Source organism: Curtobacterium caseinilyticum (genome assembly GCF_030363035.1).
Lineage (GTDB): Bacteria > Actinomycetota > Actinomycetes > Actinomycetales > Microbacteriaceae > Curtobacterium > Curtobacterium caseinilyticum.
In genome coordinates, this window is sequence record NZ_JAUCMN010000001.1 from 345,295 (window position 1) to 361,205 (window position 15,911).

Consider the following 15,911-nt stretch of genomic DNA (forward strand, 5'->3'; position numbering starts at 1 on the left):
GACGTCGAGGAACGCGCAGACCGCGGCTGCCAGCAGCAGGACGAGACGGTCCACGCCTTGCAGCGCGCCGAAAACCCCGACGATCGCGAGCACGACCGCGGTGCCGACGAGGCAGGAGCGCGCGGCCAAGGGGGTCACGGTCCGAGCGAAGCAGCCCCGCACTCTGCGGGACCGGCACGCCGGGCAGGCTGTGGAGGAGTCGGCAGTCGGCATCGCCTGTGCAGGAGCGCGGCCGACCGCCGGTCACTGCACGAGGAAGAACTGCTCCCCGATGTCCACGCGCGCTCCGCGTTCGACCCGGTAGCGGCGCCCGGGCTCGCAGCGGCGGATGCTGCCGTCGATGTGCCGGACCACCGTGCCGTTGCCCGAGAACCGGTCCGACACCCACAGGTCGTCACCGTCGCGGCCCAGTTCGAGGTGCGTCTTCGACACCGACTTGCCCGGGTCGTGCACGGTGAGCAGGTCGTCGAACCGCTCGCCGGGCTGTGGGCGGGGCAGGCGTCCGAGGAGCCCGGTGCCGTGCACGGCGGACCGCTCCCCCGTGCTGAAGTGCAGCACGAAGGGAGCGTCCGACGTGGTCTTCGTGACGATGCGGGTCTCCTCGACGTCCTCGTCGTCGTCCGTCTCGCCGCTCGACGGCGGCTGGCCGCCGCCCGCCGGGGGCAGGACCGGGGCGGTCGTGCCCGGCAGCGGCGGCAGCGGTGCGACGGTCGGCGGCAGCGCACCGAGGTCCGGGAGCGGTGCCGTCGACGGCACCGTGGGCGACATCGGGGCTGACGGCACACTCGACGCACGGTCCACAGCGTCGTCCGCGTCGGCGTGCGCACCACGAGGACGGATCGGCGTGCGCGGGGTGTCCTCGGGGACCTGGACGGGCGGGCTGTCCGTCAGACCGTCCGGAGCGGCGTGGCGCGCCTGCCCGACCGGTTCTGCGACGGCCGGAGCGGCCGAACCCGCCGAAGCGGCCGGACCGACGGGGGCGTCGTCGGTCGCGGCAGCCGAGTCGCCGCTCGCGTCGTCGGTGTCGCTGGGCGAACCGTCGCCCGCATCGCCGACGGGGCGATCGTCCGCCCGTTGCGCGTCGGGCTGCTCGCCGCCGTCCTGCTGGTCGCCGTCCTGCTGATCCGGCCCCTGCTGGTCGCCGTCCTCCTGATCCGGGCCCTGCTGGTCGAGGGTGGGTAGCTGGTCGTCTGCGGCCCAGTCCGGGCGGGCCATCGGCAGCGGGACGACCGGGCCGGTGAACGCCGCGGTCACGGCCGGACGGACGGCGCCGCACTCCGCGCAGAAGATGTCGTCGGGCTCCAGGGTGTGACCGCACACCGGGCACGTCGCCGGTCCACTCCCCGGGGCGACGAGCGGGGTGGGCGCCGGGCGCCGGTCGACGAGGGGCTCGACGACCGCGGTGTCTCCGGGCCGGGCCTGCTGCTCCGGTCCCGGTGCCCCGCCCTCGTCCTGGTCGACCACCGGCGGCTCGGCGGGAGCGGTCCCGCGTCCGACCCACCACGACGGACGGGACGGAGCTGCGGGCGGCTGCTGGGTCGGCGGTGCCCAGGCACCGGTCCGGGCGGATGCCGCGGCCGAGGCGTCGTCGACCGGTCGCGGGTCGTCGCGGGGCGGCGCCACGCGCGTGTGCTCCGGGTCCTCGACCTCGCCGTCGATCACGGGAGCGCCGGGCGTCACGGGTTGCGCATCGGGGTCGAGCGACGGCTCGGCCTGGAGCGGTGCAGCGGGGTCGGGCTCCCGGACGCGGTCGACGTCCGGACGCCCGACGTCGGCCCAGTCCCGCACGCCCGGGACGGCACCGTTGACGTGCTCCGGCGCCTGCAACGGCGCCGGCGTCGGCGCCGAGGGACGGTCGACCGGGACGACCGGACCCGTGTCACGCTGGCGGTCCGCGCCGGTCAACCACGCGCGGGTCGCCGGATCGAGCGTCGCTTCGGGGAGCCACGCCTCGGCTGCAGGGTCGGGGTGCCGACCGTGCTGGTCCGGCTGCTGGAGCGGCGGCGGCGGGGTGTCGTCGAGGGGCGCAGGAGGTGCCGGTCGACGGTTCGCCGAGACGTTCACCGACCGACCGCACTCACCGCAGAAGATCGCCCCGTCGGGCAGTGTCGATCCGCAGTGTTCGCATCTGATCACGGTTCGCCTCTGTCCTCACTCGGCCGTCCACGACGCTCGCCGGCCTGCGGACCATCGTAGTCACGCCCTCCGCGACGACCCTGGTCGTCACGGTCGACCACCGCGACGCCCGTCGTCGTGTCCCGCGCCGGTCCGGACGTCCTCGGACGGCTCCGCGATGCCCGGAGGTCTCCGTTCCGCAGGGACCGGAGCGAGACGGCTGCACGCCACCGCTCCCGCCGGGTCCGCCCGGCACGCAGGCTCGCGATCGCCGCGCCCGTCGCCGCCCACATCCGGTCCGCGGTACCCGGGTCGACGTCGTCCGGTCCGAACACGCTCCGGTCGGCCAGTGCTGCGAGCCCCGTCCCGCCCTCGCCGGGGGCACCCACCACCGCCTCACGACGTGTGGCGGCCCGGCCGACCTCGTGCCCACGGTCGACCAGGGCGTCGCGGTACTCGTCCCATGCCCCGGTGACGCGTGCCCGCGGCGTCGGCGCCCGTCGTCGCCGCCGCCGTCGCGCCCGCTTCAGCAGCACCACGACGGCGAAGGGCAGGAGCACCAGCACGGCGAGTCCGAGTGTCCCGAGCACCCACGGCAACGCCGCGAGCAGGATCTGCAACCACAGCGGCTGCACGGGCGGGGTGTCCCGATCGCTCTGCGGCGGCGCCTGCTGGTCCTGGTCCTGCTGCTCGACGGGCGGCGGCGGCACCACGGTCTCCGGTCGGGTGACCGGCTGCGGCGTCTGGTCCTGCTCGTCCGGGATCTCCCGGACGACGGGGTTCGGGTTGAGCATCACCCACCCCCACTGGGCCGTGTCCACCTCGACACGCGCCGTCACGTCGGACCCGCGGAGGGTCGTCGTCCCGCCCGCGCCGGTGCCGGATCCGGTCGTGCCACCGGAGTCGCCTCCGGCGGTGAACCCCATCACCACCCGCGAGGGGAAGCCGATCTGGCGGGCCATCAGTGCGGCGGCGACGGCGTACTGCTCCTGGTCGCCGATCATGAGCGGCGCCGTCAGCAGTTCCTGGATCCGGTCGGCGCCGTGTCCGGAACGGCTCGCGCGGTCGTCACCCACGCCGTGGCTGACGTAGCCCGTGCGCTTGAGCGACTCGACGACGGCGACGAGCTTCGCCCCGTCGGTCGCGGCGTCCCCGGTCGTCGCGTCCACGCGTTCCCGCACCGCGTCCGGCACCCCGGTCGGGTCGGGCACCGACGCGGTCCCCGGCCGAGCGGAGGCGAGCTGCTCGTCGTCCGGCTGGTCGGGCAGCACCGCGGTGAGGTCGTACCGCGTGCCCGCGCGGACCCCACCGACGACGGCACCGGTCGCCGTGGTGCGGTCGTAGAAGAACGCTGCGCGGTCACGATCCGCGTCCCTGCCGCGGAACGTCACCGACTCCAGGGCACCGACCGTCGGCAGCCACACCCCGCGGTAGCCGTCGACGTCGACGTCGACACGGACGTCGTCGCCGCGGACACCGCGGACGTCCACGGTGGTCGGCACGCGCTCGAAGGTCCCGGACGCGGACGACCCGTCGTCGCCGCCCACCCGGTAGACGACGCCGTCGTACGTGTCGAGCGTGGCGATCCGCACGAAGCCGCCCCGCGGCAGGCCCGTGACACGCAGTTGCGCGGCGTCCGCCACGGAGGCTTCCTCGTACGACCGGAACCCGCTCAACGGGCTGACCTCGTCACGCGGGTCGAAGGGCTTGACGACGTCGGTGCGCGCCACCGTCCGACCGGCCGTCGGCGGCGCGACGAGCCCGAGGCCGGTCGCGACGACCGCGGCCGCCACGATCGTGCCGGTGCCGACGAGCGCCGGTCGGACGACCGAGCGCCACGCCGGCACCCGTGCGCCGACGGTCGTCGCGACCGCCACCGCTCGCCGCGTGTGCCGCACCGTCAGCGCCCACACGAGCGCGACGCCGCCGAGCACGACCGCGGTCGCCACCGGGACGTCCAGCTCGCTCGGCCCGACCAGGACGCCCGCCGCGAAGAGCACGAGCGCCGGGATGCTGGCGGTCTCCGGCCGGGAGGCACGGGTCGCGACGCTCACGGCGGTCACGGTGGCGACGAGGGTCGTCACGAAGTAGGGGACGAGCAGGGACTCGTAGGAGCCGACCGGCAGGCTGATGGTCACCAACCGCTTCCAGTCGAGGGCGACCCCGGCGAACAGGTCGACGAGTCCCGGGCCGGTCGGCAGGACCCCCGCGGCTTCGTCCGGCACCGCGGCCGGCACGCCCGTCAGCGCGAAGACCGCGACCGTGAGCACCCCCACCGCGACGGCGGGCAGTCGCGCGAGGGTCCCGGCGAGGGCGACCACGGACCCGGCTACCACGGCGGTCACCCCGGCGACGACCATCGACCCGTCGCGGTGCACCGGCCACCAGACGGTGCTCGCCACCGTGACGAGGAGCCACACCGTGAGCGTGCCGCCCGCCAGGCGCAACGGGGCGCGGCGGCGGTCCGAGCGACGATCCGCTCGCCGGGTCGTCCGCCGCGCGGCGCTCACCGGCGCGCTCACGCCGCAGCCGCCGATCGGTGCAGGGCCTGACGCAGGTCGTCGAGGTAGCCGATGGTGACCACGGTCAGTCCGGCGACGCGGAGGAAGCGCGGCGGCGCCTCGGGCTCGCACCGGACCGCGACGACCTCGACCCCGACGGGGAAGCGTGTCGCGGCGAGGCGCAGGGCCGGCAACCCGACCGAGGACCCGACCACGAGGAACGCGACGGAGATACCCGCGGTGTCCGTCCCGACGATCCGGGCGACCTCGGCGACGGGGAGGCACGAGTCCGAGAGCCCCACGGTCGCGAACTCGTCGAGGAGCCGGGTCGGGGTGACCGTGGGCAACCGGTGCACGGCGTAGACCGCACGCGCGGCGAACTCGGGGGTCCGCTCGGAGACGACGACCGAGACCTCCCGGCCGTCGCGGACCGCCCGGGTGCCCAGGGACGCCGCAGCGCTCACGGCCAGCTCGAACTCGTCGTCGTCGGTGAACTCGCCCCGACCGGTCGCGAGTGCGACGACGAGGTGCGACCGCCGGGTGTCCTCGAACTGCCGCACCATGAGGGAGCCGGACTTCGCGGTGGACCGCCAGTGGATGGTGCGCGGGTCGTCACCGGGCATGTACTCGCGGATCGCGTGGAAGGCGATGTCCGCGGGCGACAGGTCCGTCGTCGCCTGACCCTCGAGGTCGCGGACCAGCCCGGTGCTGCTCGACGGGATCGCGATCGTCCGCGGGTGCACGATGACCTGCTCGCGGGCGGTCCAGACGACCTCGCGCCGGACGAGGCCGACCGGGTCGGCCCGGACGCTCGTGACCGGACCGACGTCGAGCACGCCGCGCCGGACCGTCGGGACGGGCACCTCCTGGTCGAACGTCCCCTGCGGCGCGACGGCGGGGATCGCGACGTCGACCAGACCGGCACCGACGGGGACCTCGACCGTCGTGGGGACCGACGGCAGGCGCGCCGGGTTCTCCGCCGTGACGACCACCCCGGCGGCGTCGCCGACGGCGACCCGGTGCTGGGGCAGGCGCATCCGCACGACGAGTCGCGACCGGCCCACGAGCGCGACCGCGGCGACGACCACGAGCACTGCGCCGGCGAAGCCGACCACCACCACCTCGCGCAACCCGAACCGGTACCCGACCACGAAGGCGACGAGCGTGACGGCGGCGACCGTCCAACCCAGGCCGGTGATCACGGACGAGACCTCTGCCCACCCGCGTCGGAGGAGCCTCCAGGCCGCTGCCCAGGCCTTCGCGAGGCCGACGACCGCATCCGCGGCCACCCCCTCACGGTCACCGACCAGGCGGGTGCGCACGTTGGTGAGCCCGGCGACCGTGGTGGTGCGCTCGGTGACGGCCGGGCCGCGCCGCGACCGCGTCGCCGAGCGGCGCGACCTCGTCGCGACGGGACGGCGGTCGGTCACGACACCGCTCGGTCGGCGGGTGGCGGGGTCTCCACGAGGAGCTGCGCCACGACGCTCGTGGCGCTGACGCCGTCGAACTCGGCCTCGGCGTCGAGCACCAGGCGGTGCGCGAGCACCGGGACGGCGAGGGCCTTCACGTCGTCCGGCGTCACGTAGTGGCGTCCCTGCACCGCCGCGTAGACACGCGCTGCCCGGACGAGGCCCATCGCGCCGCGAACGCTGACCCCGAGTCGGACCTCGCTCGCTCCGCGGGTCGCGTCGACGAGACGCGCCACGTAGTCGGCGATGGTCGGGTCGACGTGGACGGTCCGGGCGAGCGCCGCCATCTCGGTGACGGTCGCGGCCGGCACGACGCTCGGGAGCGGCACCGACGCTGACGGCGCCGACGCGGTCTCGAGGATGCGCACGGTCGCGGCGTGGTCGGGGTACCCGATCGACGCTCGCATCAGGAAGCGGTCCAGTTGCGCCTCCGGCAGACGGTACGTGCCCGCCTGTTCGACGGGGTTCTGCGTCGCGATGACCATGAAGGGCGCCGCGAGCCGGTGGTTCACGCCGTCGACCGTGACGGCGGCCTCCTCCATCGCCTCGAGCAGCGCGGACTGCGTCTTCGGGCTGGCGCGGTTGATCTCGTCGGCGAGGACGATGTTCGCGAACACCGGGCCGCGGTGGAAGTCGAACTCCTGCGTGCGCTGGTCGTAGACGCTGATGCCAGTGATGTCGCCGGGCAGCAGGTCCGGCGTGAACTGGATGCGGTTCGTGGTCCCCTGCACGCTCTGCGCCAGCGCACGGGCGAGGCTCGTCTTGCCCGTGCCGGGGACGTCCTCGAGCAGCAGGTGGCCCTCGCTGAGCATGGCGGTGACGGCGAGCCGGATCACGAACGTCTTCCCGAGGAGCACCTGCTCGACGTTGGTCACGACGCGGCCGGCGACGTCGGCGAACCAGGTGGCCTGCTCGGGGGTCATGCTCATGCGGTGGGTCCTCGTTCTCGAAGGGCTCGTGGTGCTCGGCGGGTCGGCGGATCGTCGGGTCGGCGGGTCGGAACTCTAGCCCGCGGCAGGGTCGCCCGGGTTTCCGGCGGGCGGCGGGTCGGCGGGCGCGGCTTGGCCGGTGACGTCGCGGACGGCGCCGACCGGGTCCTGCTTCCCGTTCACGGTCGCCTTGACACGGATGGAGTCGTAGCCGTCGGGGACGGGGTCCGAGGTCGACCAGGGCGCGTTGGTGTCCGGATTCGTGTCCGAGCAGACCAGGACCAACCCGGTCCGGCAGTACGAGACCTGGTACCCGTCGGGGCCGATGCGGCCGTTGTTGTCCGGTGCGTTCACCACCGGTGCCTGACCCACGACCGCGCTCGCCACGCTCGCACGGGTCGTGAAGGCGATGGCCCGCACCGGCTCGCTGGACGCGCAGTACTGGCCCTCGGTTGCACAGGAGGTGAAGACGACGGTCGTCTCGAGGCCGTACCCCGACCCGGCGCCCAGCGCCGCCGAGCCCGAGAACCGCACCGGCGTTCCCCCGTTCACCGAGTAGTACAGGTAGGGCGACGTTCCCACAGCGGTGGCTCGGAGTCCCCACGTCGGCGAGCTCCCGGAATCCTGCACCGCGTCGACGCTGCCGGTCGGTGCGTCCGGCGTGCGGAAGCCCTGGACCGCCGCCGGCTGGGACGCCGTGCAGAACAGACCGTTGTCCGCGAGCGCGACGTACCGGTACTGGCTCGTGATCCGGTCGTTCGCCGTCGCGCCGTTCCACACGTACTCGGCGCCGGTCGTCGAGCACCCCGAGGGGATCGGGGTGGCGCTCGAGTACTTCGCGATCCGCCAGTTCGCGCTGCCGCCCGCCCAGTCCGACTCGGAGGCGCGGAGCGAGACCGCGGTCGCGTCGCCGTCCGCGGCACCGGTCGCGCTCAGCTGCGGGGTGGCCGGCGCGCCGACCGCCGCCCCGGTCGCGGATGCCGTGTTCCACTGGACCGGGCTCCCGTCGCGGTCGGCGGCGTTGCGGGCGGAGACACGGACGGTGTACTCCGCGCCGCTCTGCGCGCCGGGGAACGACACGCTGGTCGCCGTTCCGGTGTTCCTGGTGCTCGAGAGGCCCGGACCCTCGATCGTGACGACGTGGTTCGACACGGCGGACCCACCGTTCGGCGTGCTGACGGCGTCCCACGTGACGTCGAGCTGGTCCGGGGTCGTGCTGCTCGGCGTGACGCGCAGGCCCTTCGGCGCGGCGGGCACGAAGTCGGCACTGATGGCAGCGGACGTCGCCGACGGCGCGGAGTCGCCGACGGCGTTCGTCGCGACGACCGAGAACCGGTAGGACGCCGCCGGGTCGAGTCCGGTGATCGTGCACACCGTCGAGGTCCCGCAGTCCTCCGCGATGCCGTTCGTGCCCTCGATGCGGTAGCCGGTGATGGGCGAGTTGTTCGCCTGGGGTGCCGCCCACGACAGGGTGGCCTGACCGCCACGGAAGGTACCGGTCCGGCTCGGCGCACCCGGGGCGTCGGGCACGTCCTGCACCGAGACGGTCACGTCCGCCCAGACGGACCGGCTCGGATCGCGCGTGGCGTCGGCGACCTGGTACTGCAGATGGGCGTCGACGGGCTTCGCGCTCCGGGACACGGCGACCTGCAGGCGGGAGCGGTCGGCGCTCGGCGTCACGCTGACGCCAGCGGGCAGGGCGCCGGCGAGGCCGCGGATCGCCACGACCCGCAGCGGCTCGTCGGGGAAGGGGTTGGTGGCCTGGTCGTTGGCGAGGACGTCGATGGTCGACGTCCTCCCACGCTCGACCACGGCGCGGTCCGCTCCGGGCTGCACGAGCGGCAGTGTCGACCCGACGATGCCGATCTGCACGACGCCGGCCCGGCCGGCGTTCGTGTCGTCACCGACACCGATCCCGATCGACGCCGTCGTGTCCTTCGGCGCCGTCTCGGCGACGGCGATCCGCAGCTGCTGGCCCTGGACGGTCGCGGTCGTCCCCTGCCCGGGCTGGCTGACGACCGAGTACCGGAGCTCGCGGACGTCGTCCGGGTAGGGGTAGTCGGTCAGCTTCGTGAGGTCGATGGTCCGTGTGTCGCCGGGCTGCATGTCGATCGTGGAGCCGGTGAACGCGGGTGGTTGGTTCGATCGCGGCGTCACCTTGATCGGGAGGACGAGCGTCGCCACCCGGCCCTTGCCGCCGTTCGCGGCGGACCCGTCGGTGACCTCGAACGAGATCGACGCGTTGCCGTAGTACAACTTCGACGACGTGAACTGCAGCGTGGACCGGTCGACGACCAGCTCCTGCCCGTTCGCGTGCGTCGCCTTCACGGTGCCGCGGTCCGTGAGCTGTGCGGTGCGGCCGTTCGCCGTGACGACGTAGCGGTCGAGTGGGATCCGGACCGTCGCCTCGCTCTTCACGGTCACGACCCCTGCGCTGCGGTCGACCTGCGGCAGGGCGTCGTCGAACCCGGGGACGTGGATGAACCCGTAGGACACGACGTCGGGATGGTCCGTCCGCGCCACGGAGAACGGGATCACCTGTGACGCGTCGGTGAGCTGCACGGTGATGCGGCGGTCCGGGGTCACGCGCGCGGTGTCGCCGTACCCGTCGACCACACCGACGGCGAGCCGCGACGTCGAACCCTCGGCGAAGAAGACGTTGCGGAGCACGTCGACGGTCACGTTCTGTCGTCGCAGGATGTCCTGCAGGTCGAGCGTCGTGTCCTCGACCTCGGGACGGAGCGGTGGCGCGTCCTGGTCCACGGTGACCGTGAGGAATGCGGTGCTCGAGCCGCCGCTCGGGTTCGTCACGGTGTAGAGGACGGCGAAGTCGCCCTCGGTCGCCGATCGCGGCGGGGTCACGCGGACCTGGCTGCGTCGCAGGACCTCCGCGGTCACGCCGTCGGCGGTCGCTTCGGCCGCCGTGACGGAGAGCTGGCCGCCCTCCGGGTCGGAGTCGTTCTGCAGGACCCGGACGGTCACCGAACCACCCGGCCGGATCGTGACGTGGTCGGCCTGCGCCACCGGGTTCGCGGCCTGCTCGGCCCGGGGGCTGATCCCGATCCGGACGGTCCCCGTCGCCCGCGCACCCAGGGCGTCGACCACCGTGTACGTGAACTCGTCGGTCCCCGCGGAGTAGTCCCCGGCGTCGTAGGTCAGCGCGTCCGAGGTGACGTCGCTGACCGATCCCCTCACCGGGTTGTCCGCGATGCCGACGAGCTGGACCGAGTCGCCGTCCGGGTCGATGCCGTCGAGCGGCACGGTGACCCGCACGGACTGCCCGGCGACCACCCGGGCCGTGACCGTCTGCGGGACGGGCGGGGTGTTCGTCGCCGCGTCACGCTCGCGGACCGAGATCGACACGGTCGCGTCGGCGTACTGCCCGTCCGGGCCGGCGACGCGGTAGACGGCCGTGTGGTTGCCCGGTGTCTCCGGTGCGAGGTAGCGGAGCCGGTCGCCGGACACGAAGAGCAGCCCGCCGTCGCCGGGCACGTTCTGCACGAGCTCGGGTTCGAGCGTGAGGGGCTCGCCCTCGGGCTGTGTGTCGTTCGCCAGGACGTCGATGTCGGCCACGTCACCGACGCGCACCGTCGCCGAGTCCGCCTGCGCCACGGGCGGCTGGATGCGGTCCGGCTTCGGGATCTCGACCACCGTGATCGTGCCGGTCGCGGTCGCGAGGCCGTTCGACTCGGTGTACCGGAACGACACCGGGCCGTCGAGGGGTGCGGTGAGCGTCACGCGTACGACGTGCTGGTCGAGGATGCTGGCCCGTACACCGCTGTCCGCCGCCGGTCCGTCCAGCGCGGTCACCATCAGCACCCCGCCCGCCGGGTCGGTGTCGGTCGCCGTGACGTCGGTGTCCTTCGTGGACAGGGTGTTCACGAAGACGGTCTTCGGGGTGGTGATCGGCGGGGTCGAGGCGTCGGGTGGCGCGAGCACGGTGATGCGCACGACGCCGCTGGCCGTCTTGGTGCCGTCGGTCACGGTGTACTCGAGCTGGTGGTCCCCGGCGCCGGCGCCCTGCACCCGGAAGGTGCCGGCGTCGTAGGACGGCGTCACCGTCAGGCCGTCCGACGACGAGACGCTCGTCAGCGTGAGCGGACCGTTGCCCCCACGGACGTGGTCGAGCGGGTCCACGGTGAAGGGCTTGCCGGCGTAGCCCTGCGCGGCGAAGGCGTCCGCGTGCAGGGGCACGCTCCCCTGCTTCGCGACCCGCACCGTCATCGCCCCACGCCCGCGGTCGCGTCCGTCGCTCACCACGAGCTGGACCGAGCGCTCGCCCGTGCGCCCGCTCGCGTTGCGGAAGTCGAGCAGCCCGTCAGGGGTGGTCGAGACCTGGTCGCCGTCCGCCGACGCCGACTCGAGGTAGACCGGGTCCCCGTCGGGATCGACCCAGTCGGAGAGCACGTCGGTGACGACGTGCCCGTTCTGCACGACGTCGGCCGAGGTGCTGCGGACCTGTCGCGGCGCCTCGTTCTCGGAGTCGGGTCGGACCGTCACCCGCACGGTCGCGGTGTCGGACCCCCCGTTGCCGTCCGTGATCGTGTACGGGAACGACACCGTGCCCTTCGCATCCGCAGCGAGGGTGACCTGCAGGCGCTGGCCGTCGCCGACCACCGCGACGCTCCCGGTGCCGGCGTCGATGCTGCCGACGTCGCTGACCACGAGCGGATCGCCGTTGGGGTCGTGGTCGTTGAGCAGGACCGGCAGGCTCGTCGTCCGACCGGGCCGCGCGCCCAGGTCGTCGTCGACGGCGACCGGCGGTTTCTGGTCCTTGTCGACCTGCGGGTCGTCGTCCGAGACCCGTTCCTGCTGCTGCTCGTCCTGTCGGTCGACGAGGTCCGACCAGTTGTCGATGAGCTGTCCGCTGCGGTCGATCGCCCAGGAACGGCCACTGCGCGGGTCGTTCGCGACGACCGTCGCGCCGTTGTGCACGATCTGCAGGTCTGCTGCGTCCGCGGTCTGCGCGAGACGCTGCAGACCGCTGCCCCGGCAGGAGTCCATCGCCTGGCCACCGGACCAGGCCGCGTACGTGCACGCGCCCACGACCGTCGGTCGGGCCGCGCGTCCGGACACGCGGAGCAGCGTCCGGTCGACCTGTCCGGATGCCGAGACGCGGACGAGTCCGGCCGTGCCTGCGACGACGACCGCGGACGTCGAGTCCGACGAGCGCTGGAGCGCGGGGGCCGCACCGACGCGGTCGCCGAGGTCGGTCTTCCGTCCGTCGACGGCGAGCTCGCCCGAGGTCCGGTCGAGCACGGCGACGTGGTCCCCGAAGGACGCGACCTGGAAGTCGTGCGACCGGTCGAACCGGACGTCCCACCGGCGCTCGACGGTGAGTCCCGTGCCGACGTCCACGAGCGCGGCCCGCCCGGTGCGCGGTGAGTAGACGGCCACGTGGCGGTCCGACGCATCGAAGACGGCGTCCGCCCCGAGGGTCAGGTCGGCCTTGGTCGAGGCGTCGAAGTCGGCGAGGTCACCTGCCGGGGTCGCCCACAGCTCCCCCGTGTCGCCGTTGCCGATGACCGCCGTGTCGCCGGCGAAGAACACGCGTGGGGATCCCGCCGGCAGCGTGACCGCGTCACCGACCGTCGCGTTCGCGACGTCGACCTTCGCGACCGTGCCCTTCGTCCCGTCGACGCTGTACACGTCGGCGCCGCGCTGCAGGACCGACAGGTCGTCGCTCGGTGCCTCCACCGCGGTGTTCAGCTCGAGCACCCCGGTGTTCGCTCGACCGAGTGCCCCGTACTCAGCCGAGGGCACCCACACGGTTCCGTCACCGAGGTCGACCCGCTGTGTGTGGTACCCGGTCGACACGACCGCCGCGGTGGCGACGACGGCACCCACGAGCACCGATGCGCCCACCGACACGGCGGCCGACCGGTGCTTCGCCAGGAAGGCCCGGATCACCCGGCGCCGCCGATCGTGCCGCACTGCTCCGCGCTCGCGGCGCCGGTCTTGCCGTCACGGTTGACCGCGACGGTGACGCACTGCTCGGCGCCGGCCTCGCCGGAGACCACGAACGTGGTGCCGGTCTGCTGGCTCGTCGCGCCGTCCGAGGTGATGACGTAGGTGTCGCCGGCACGGAGACCGGGATCGGACCAGCTGAACGACACCGAGTCAGCGCCGGCGCGGGCCTCGACGTCGGAGACCGACGGGATCGAGCCCGTCCCCGTCCGGGTGACGAGGAGCACGCTGACCACCGCGAGGGCCGCCACGACGACCGCTCCGGCGGCACCCACCCACACCAGCGTGGACCGGTCCCTGCGGCGCACACGCGTGGCCGAGCCCGTGCGGTGCACCGTCCCGACGCTCTGCACGCCCACCGAGGTGCCGCCCTGCACGGCGCGTCGGGTCCGCCGCCGGCCACCGACGCGGGACGGAGCCTGCAGCGCACGGACCACGGTGCGGTCGCCCTCCGAGGACGGCGTGGCCACCGCCCACGACTCGACCGCGACGTCCGCGGGGGTCTGCGGGAGGCCGAGTTCCGCCTCGACCTGCTGGAAGCCGCGTACGAGCTCCATGACGGTCGCCGGGCGTGAGGACGCCCGGCGCGACATCGCCGTCGCGAGCAGGCGCTCGAGGGACGGCGGGACGTCGGTCCGTCCGGTCGGCTTCACGCCGCCCTTGTCGATGCGGTCCATCAGGTCGGCAGCCGTGTTCTTCCCGCCGCGGACCTCGAACGGACTGCGACCGGCGAGCAGCGACCAGACCGTGGCCGCGAGCGAGTACACCTCGGACTGGATGGTGCCGCGCGACTCGTCGCCGAGCACCTCCGGCGCGGACCACGGGATCGACATGCCCACGGGTTCGTCGGGGTCGGCACTGCCGATCGTGGCCGCGATGCCGAAGTCGGACAGGACGGGGTTGCCGTAGGCGGTCCTGAGGATGTTCGACGGCTTCACGTCACGGTGCAGGACGCCCTCGCGGTGGGCCGTCTCGAGCGCGGAACCGATCCGGACCCCGATCGACAGCACTTCGGACACGGGCACGGGCTCGCGCCGGTACCGCTCGCTCAGCGAGGACGAGCACAGCTCCATAACGAGGTACGGGCGGCCGTCGGCCGCGATGCTCGCCTGGAACACGGTGAGGATCGACGGGTGCGTGCTGAGCCGCGCCATCAGGTTCGCCTCGGCCTGGAACATCTGCCGCACGCGGTCGTCGACGACCTCGTCCAGCAGGACCTTCACCGCCACCTGGCGGCGGGGCATGTCCTGCTCGTACAGGAACACGTCGGCGAACCCGCCGGAACCCAGCACGTGCACGGGACTGAAGCCGGGGATCACGGGCGGGTCGGACGGCAGGCGTCGAGCCATCTGCGTCCTTCCCTTCCCCGGCCTCGGCTGGCCGGCCCTTCCGTCACGGGGCCAGGTCATTGTACGAAGCGGACCCGGGGACCCGGAGCCCGGCCTGGCAGCTGTGGACAGGATCCATCCCCCACTTCGGGGGGCGCACTCAGTGGCGCGGCAGGGTGTCCTCGACGTCCGCGTCGAGCGGTGCGGCATCGACCTGGACGACGACGACGGTGACGTTGTCTCGCCCACCCGCCACCACGGCGTCACCGACCAGACGCTCGGCGAGGGCCTGTGCCGAGGGCACGCGAGCGGCGATGCGGGCGATGCCGACGTCGCCGAGCTCCTTCGTGAGTCCGTCGGAGCAGACGATGTACCGGTCGCCGGCGCGCAGCGGGAGCGTCCACCAGTCCGGCTCGGGCGGCTCGCCGAAGCCGACCGCTCGGGTGATCACGTTGCTGTCCGGGTGCTGCTCTGCGTCCTCGGCACGGAGCAGGCCGGCGTCCACCATCTCCTGCACCACCGAGTGGTCGACGGTCACCCGACGGAGCGACCCGTCCTCGATCCGGTAGGTCCGGGAGTCGCCGACGTTGAAGACGAGCGCAGCCGGCTGCCCCTGTGCGGCGACGAGCGCCAACCCGGTCACGGTGGTGCCGGCACCCAGGGCGTTGCCGCCCGCGGCACGCTCGATGTCCGCCGTCGCGAGCAGGAGCGCGCGCTGGATGTGCTGCCGGCTCGTGAACGGACCGTCGGTGACCTGGTCGAGACGTCGGACGACCGCGTCGCTGGCGCGGTCGCCCGCGAGGTGGCCGCCCATGCCGTCGGCGACGACGAAGAACGGCGCGCCCACCAGGTAGCTGTCCTCGTTGTGGTCGCGACGACGTCCGACGTCGGTGGCGGCACCCCACGAGAGCGTCAGGGGGGCGCCTGCGGCGGACCCGGGGACGTCGATGGCGTGCTCGGTGGCAGCTCGGCCGAGTTCGGTCACGGTTTCAGGATCGCTCTCTGGGGGTCGGGGGCGTGCCGGTCGGTCGGTCCGTCACGGGACCGACGGGAACGGAGGAAGGCCGTCGTCCGGTCCGGCCCGCAGGTGCGGCGACAGGACCTCGATGACGTTGTCGTCACCGATCTCGACGAGCGTACCGGTCAGGACGACGATCGACGCACCCGCTGCCATGCGGAAGGGTGCGGCTCCAGGCGGCCGGACGACGGTGCCGTTGGTCGACCGCAGGTCGTCCACCACTGCGGCCTCACCCTCGGCGTGCACGAGCAGGTGCGAGGACGAGACCTGGCCGCCCGGCGACGGCACCGTCAGCAGTTCCGGCTCCGGGCCGCGCACGACACGGGGCAGTGCTGGCCTGCGGCCCACGACCACCGGGTGGTCGAGCCGGACGACCCGTCCGGCCACGCGGACGGACGGGACACGAGTGGAGACCCGGTGCGGCGGCTCGGCCGGGAGGCCCGGCGCGGCCCCGGCAGTCGCACCCGGCGGTCCGGGTGGGGGCGTCGGCACCGCGTGGGCGCCGGCGGCGCTGCCTCGGACGTCGCCGACGACGGCGCGGCGGCTCCGGTCACGGGGCACGGCCCCGTCGACCGGCGACTCGC

At 73.8% G+C, this 15,911-nt stretch carries 8 protein-coding genes; all 8 read right to left on the bottom strand.

Translation table 11 applies throughout. From position 1 onward, the window contains the following. Positions 1-243 precede the first annotated feature (243 nt). A complete protein-coding gene (locus tag QUG93_RS01590; RefSeq protein ID WP_289471858.1) occupies positions 244-2,136 on the bottom strand; it encodes a zinc-ribbon domain-containing protein in 1,893 nt (630 codons plus the stop codon). Beyond that, on the bottom strand, positions 2,133-4,637 hold the full coding sequence (locus tag QUG93_RS01595; protein ID WP_289471859.1) for a transglutaminaseTgpA domain-containing protein: 2,505 nt from the start codon (positions 4,635-4,637) through the stop codon (positions 2,133-2,135). The genes QUG93_RS01590 and QUG93_RS01595 overlap by 4 nt, the downstream gene beginning before the upstream one ends. Beyond that, complete coding sequence (locus QUG93_RS01600) at positions 4,634-6,046, bottom strand: DUF58 domain-containing protein (protein ID WP_289471860.1); 1,413 nt, start codon at positions 6,044-6,046, stop codon at positions 4,634-4,636. Before QUG93_RS01600 ends, QUG93_RS01595 begins: the two co-directional genes overlap by 4 nt. Then, positions 6,043-7,014: an AAA family ATPase gene (locus QUG93_RS01605; RefSeq protein WP_289471861.1), complete on the bottom strand. Its 972-nt coding sequence runs from the start codon at positions 7,012-7,014 to the stop codon at positions 6,043-6,045. The genes QUG93_RS01600 and QUG93_RS01605 overlap by 4 nt, the downstream gene beginning before the upstream one ends. Before the next feature lie 75 nt (positions 7,015-7,089). Continuing rightward, positions 7,090-12,924, bottom strand: coding sequence for an Ig-like domain-containing protein (locus QUG93_RS01610; protein ID WP_289471862.1), 5,835 nt, complete (start codon positions 12,922-12,924; stop codon positions 7,090-7,092). Continuing rightward, on the bottom strand, positions 12,921-14,330 hold the full coding sequence (locus QUG93_RS01615; protein WP_289471863.1) for a serine/threonine-protein kinase: 1,410 nt from the start codon (positions 14,328-14,330) through the stop codon (positions 12,921-12,923). Before QUG93_RS01615 ends, QUG93_RS01610 begins: the two co-directional genes overlap by 4 nt. 139 nt (positions 14,331-14,469) lie before the next feature. Beyond that, positions 14,470-15,294 (bottom strand): PP2C family protein-serine/threonine phosphatase, encoded by an 825-nt coding sequence (locus QUG93_RS01620; protein ID WP_289471864.1) that lies wholly within the window; start codon positions 15,292-15,294, stop codon positions 14,470-14,472. 51 nt (positions 15,295-15,345) lie between these two features. Next, positions 15,346-15,714, bottom strand: a complete 369-nt coding sequence (locus QUG93_RS01625; protein ID WP_289471865.1) for an FHA domain-containing protein — start codon at positions 15,712-15,714, stop codon at positions 15,346-15,348. Between the last annotated feature and the right edge of the window lie 197 nt (positions 15,715-15,911).

What these genes read in the sequence shown, in the direction of transcription:
- QUG93_RS01605 (WP_289471861.1), bottom strand. Translation starts at nt 7,014, where the DNA reads ATGAGCATGACCCCCGAGCAGGCCACCTGGTTCGCCGACGTCGCCGGC.
- QUG93_RS01615 (WP_289471863.1), bottom strand. Translation starts at nt 14,330, where the DNA reads ATGGCTCGACGCCTGCCGTCCGACCCGCCCGTGATCCCCGGCTTCAGT.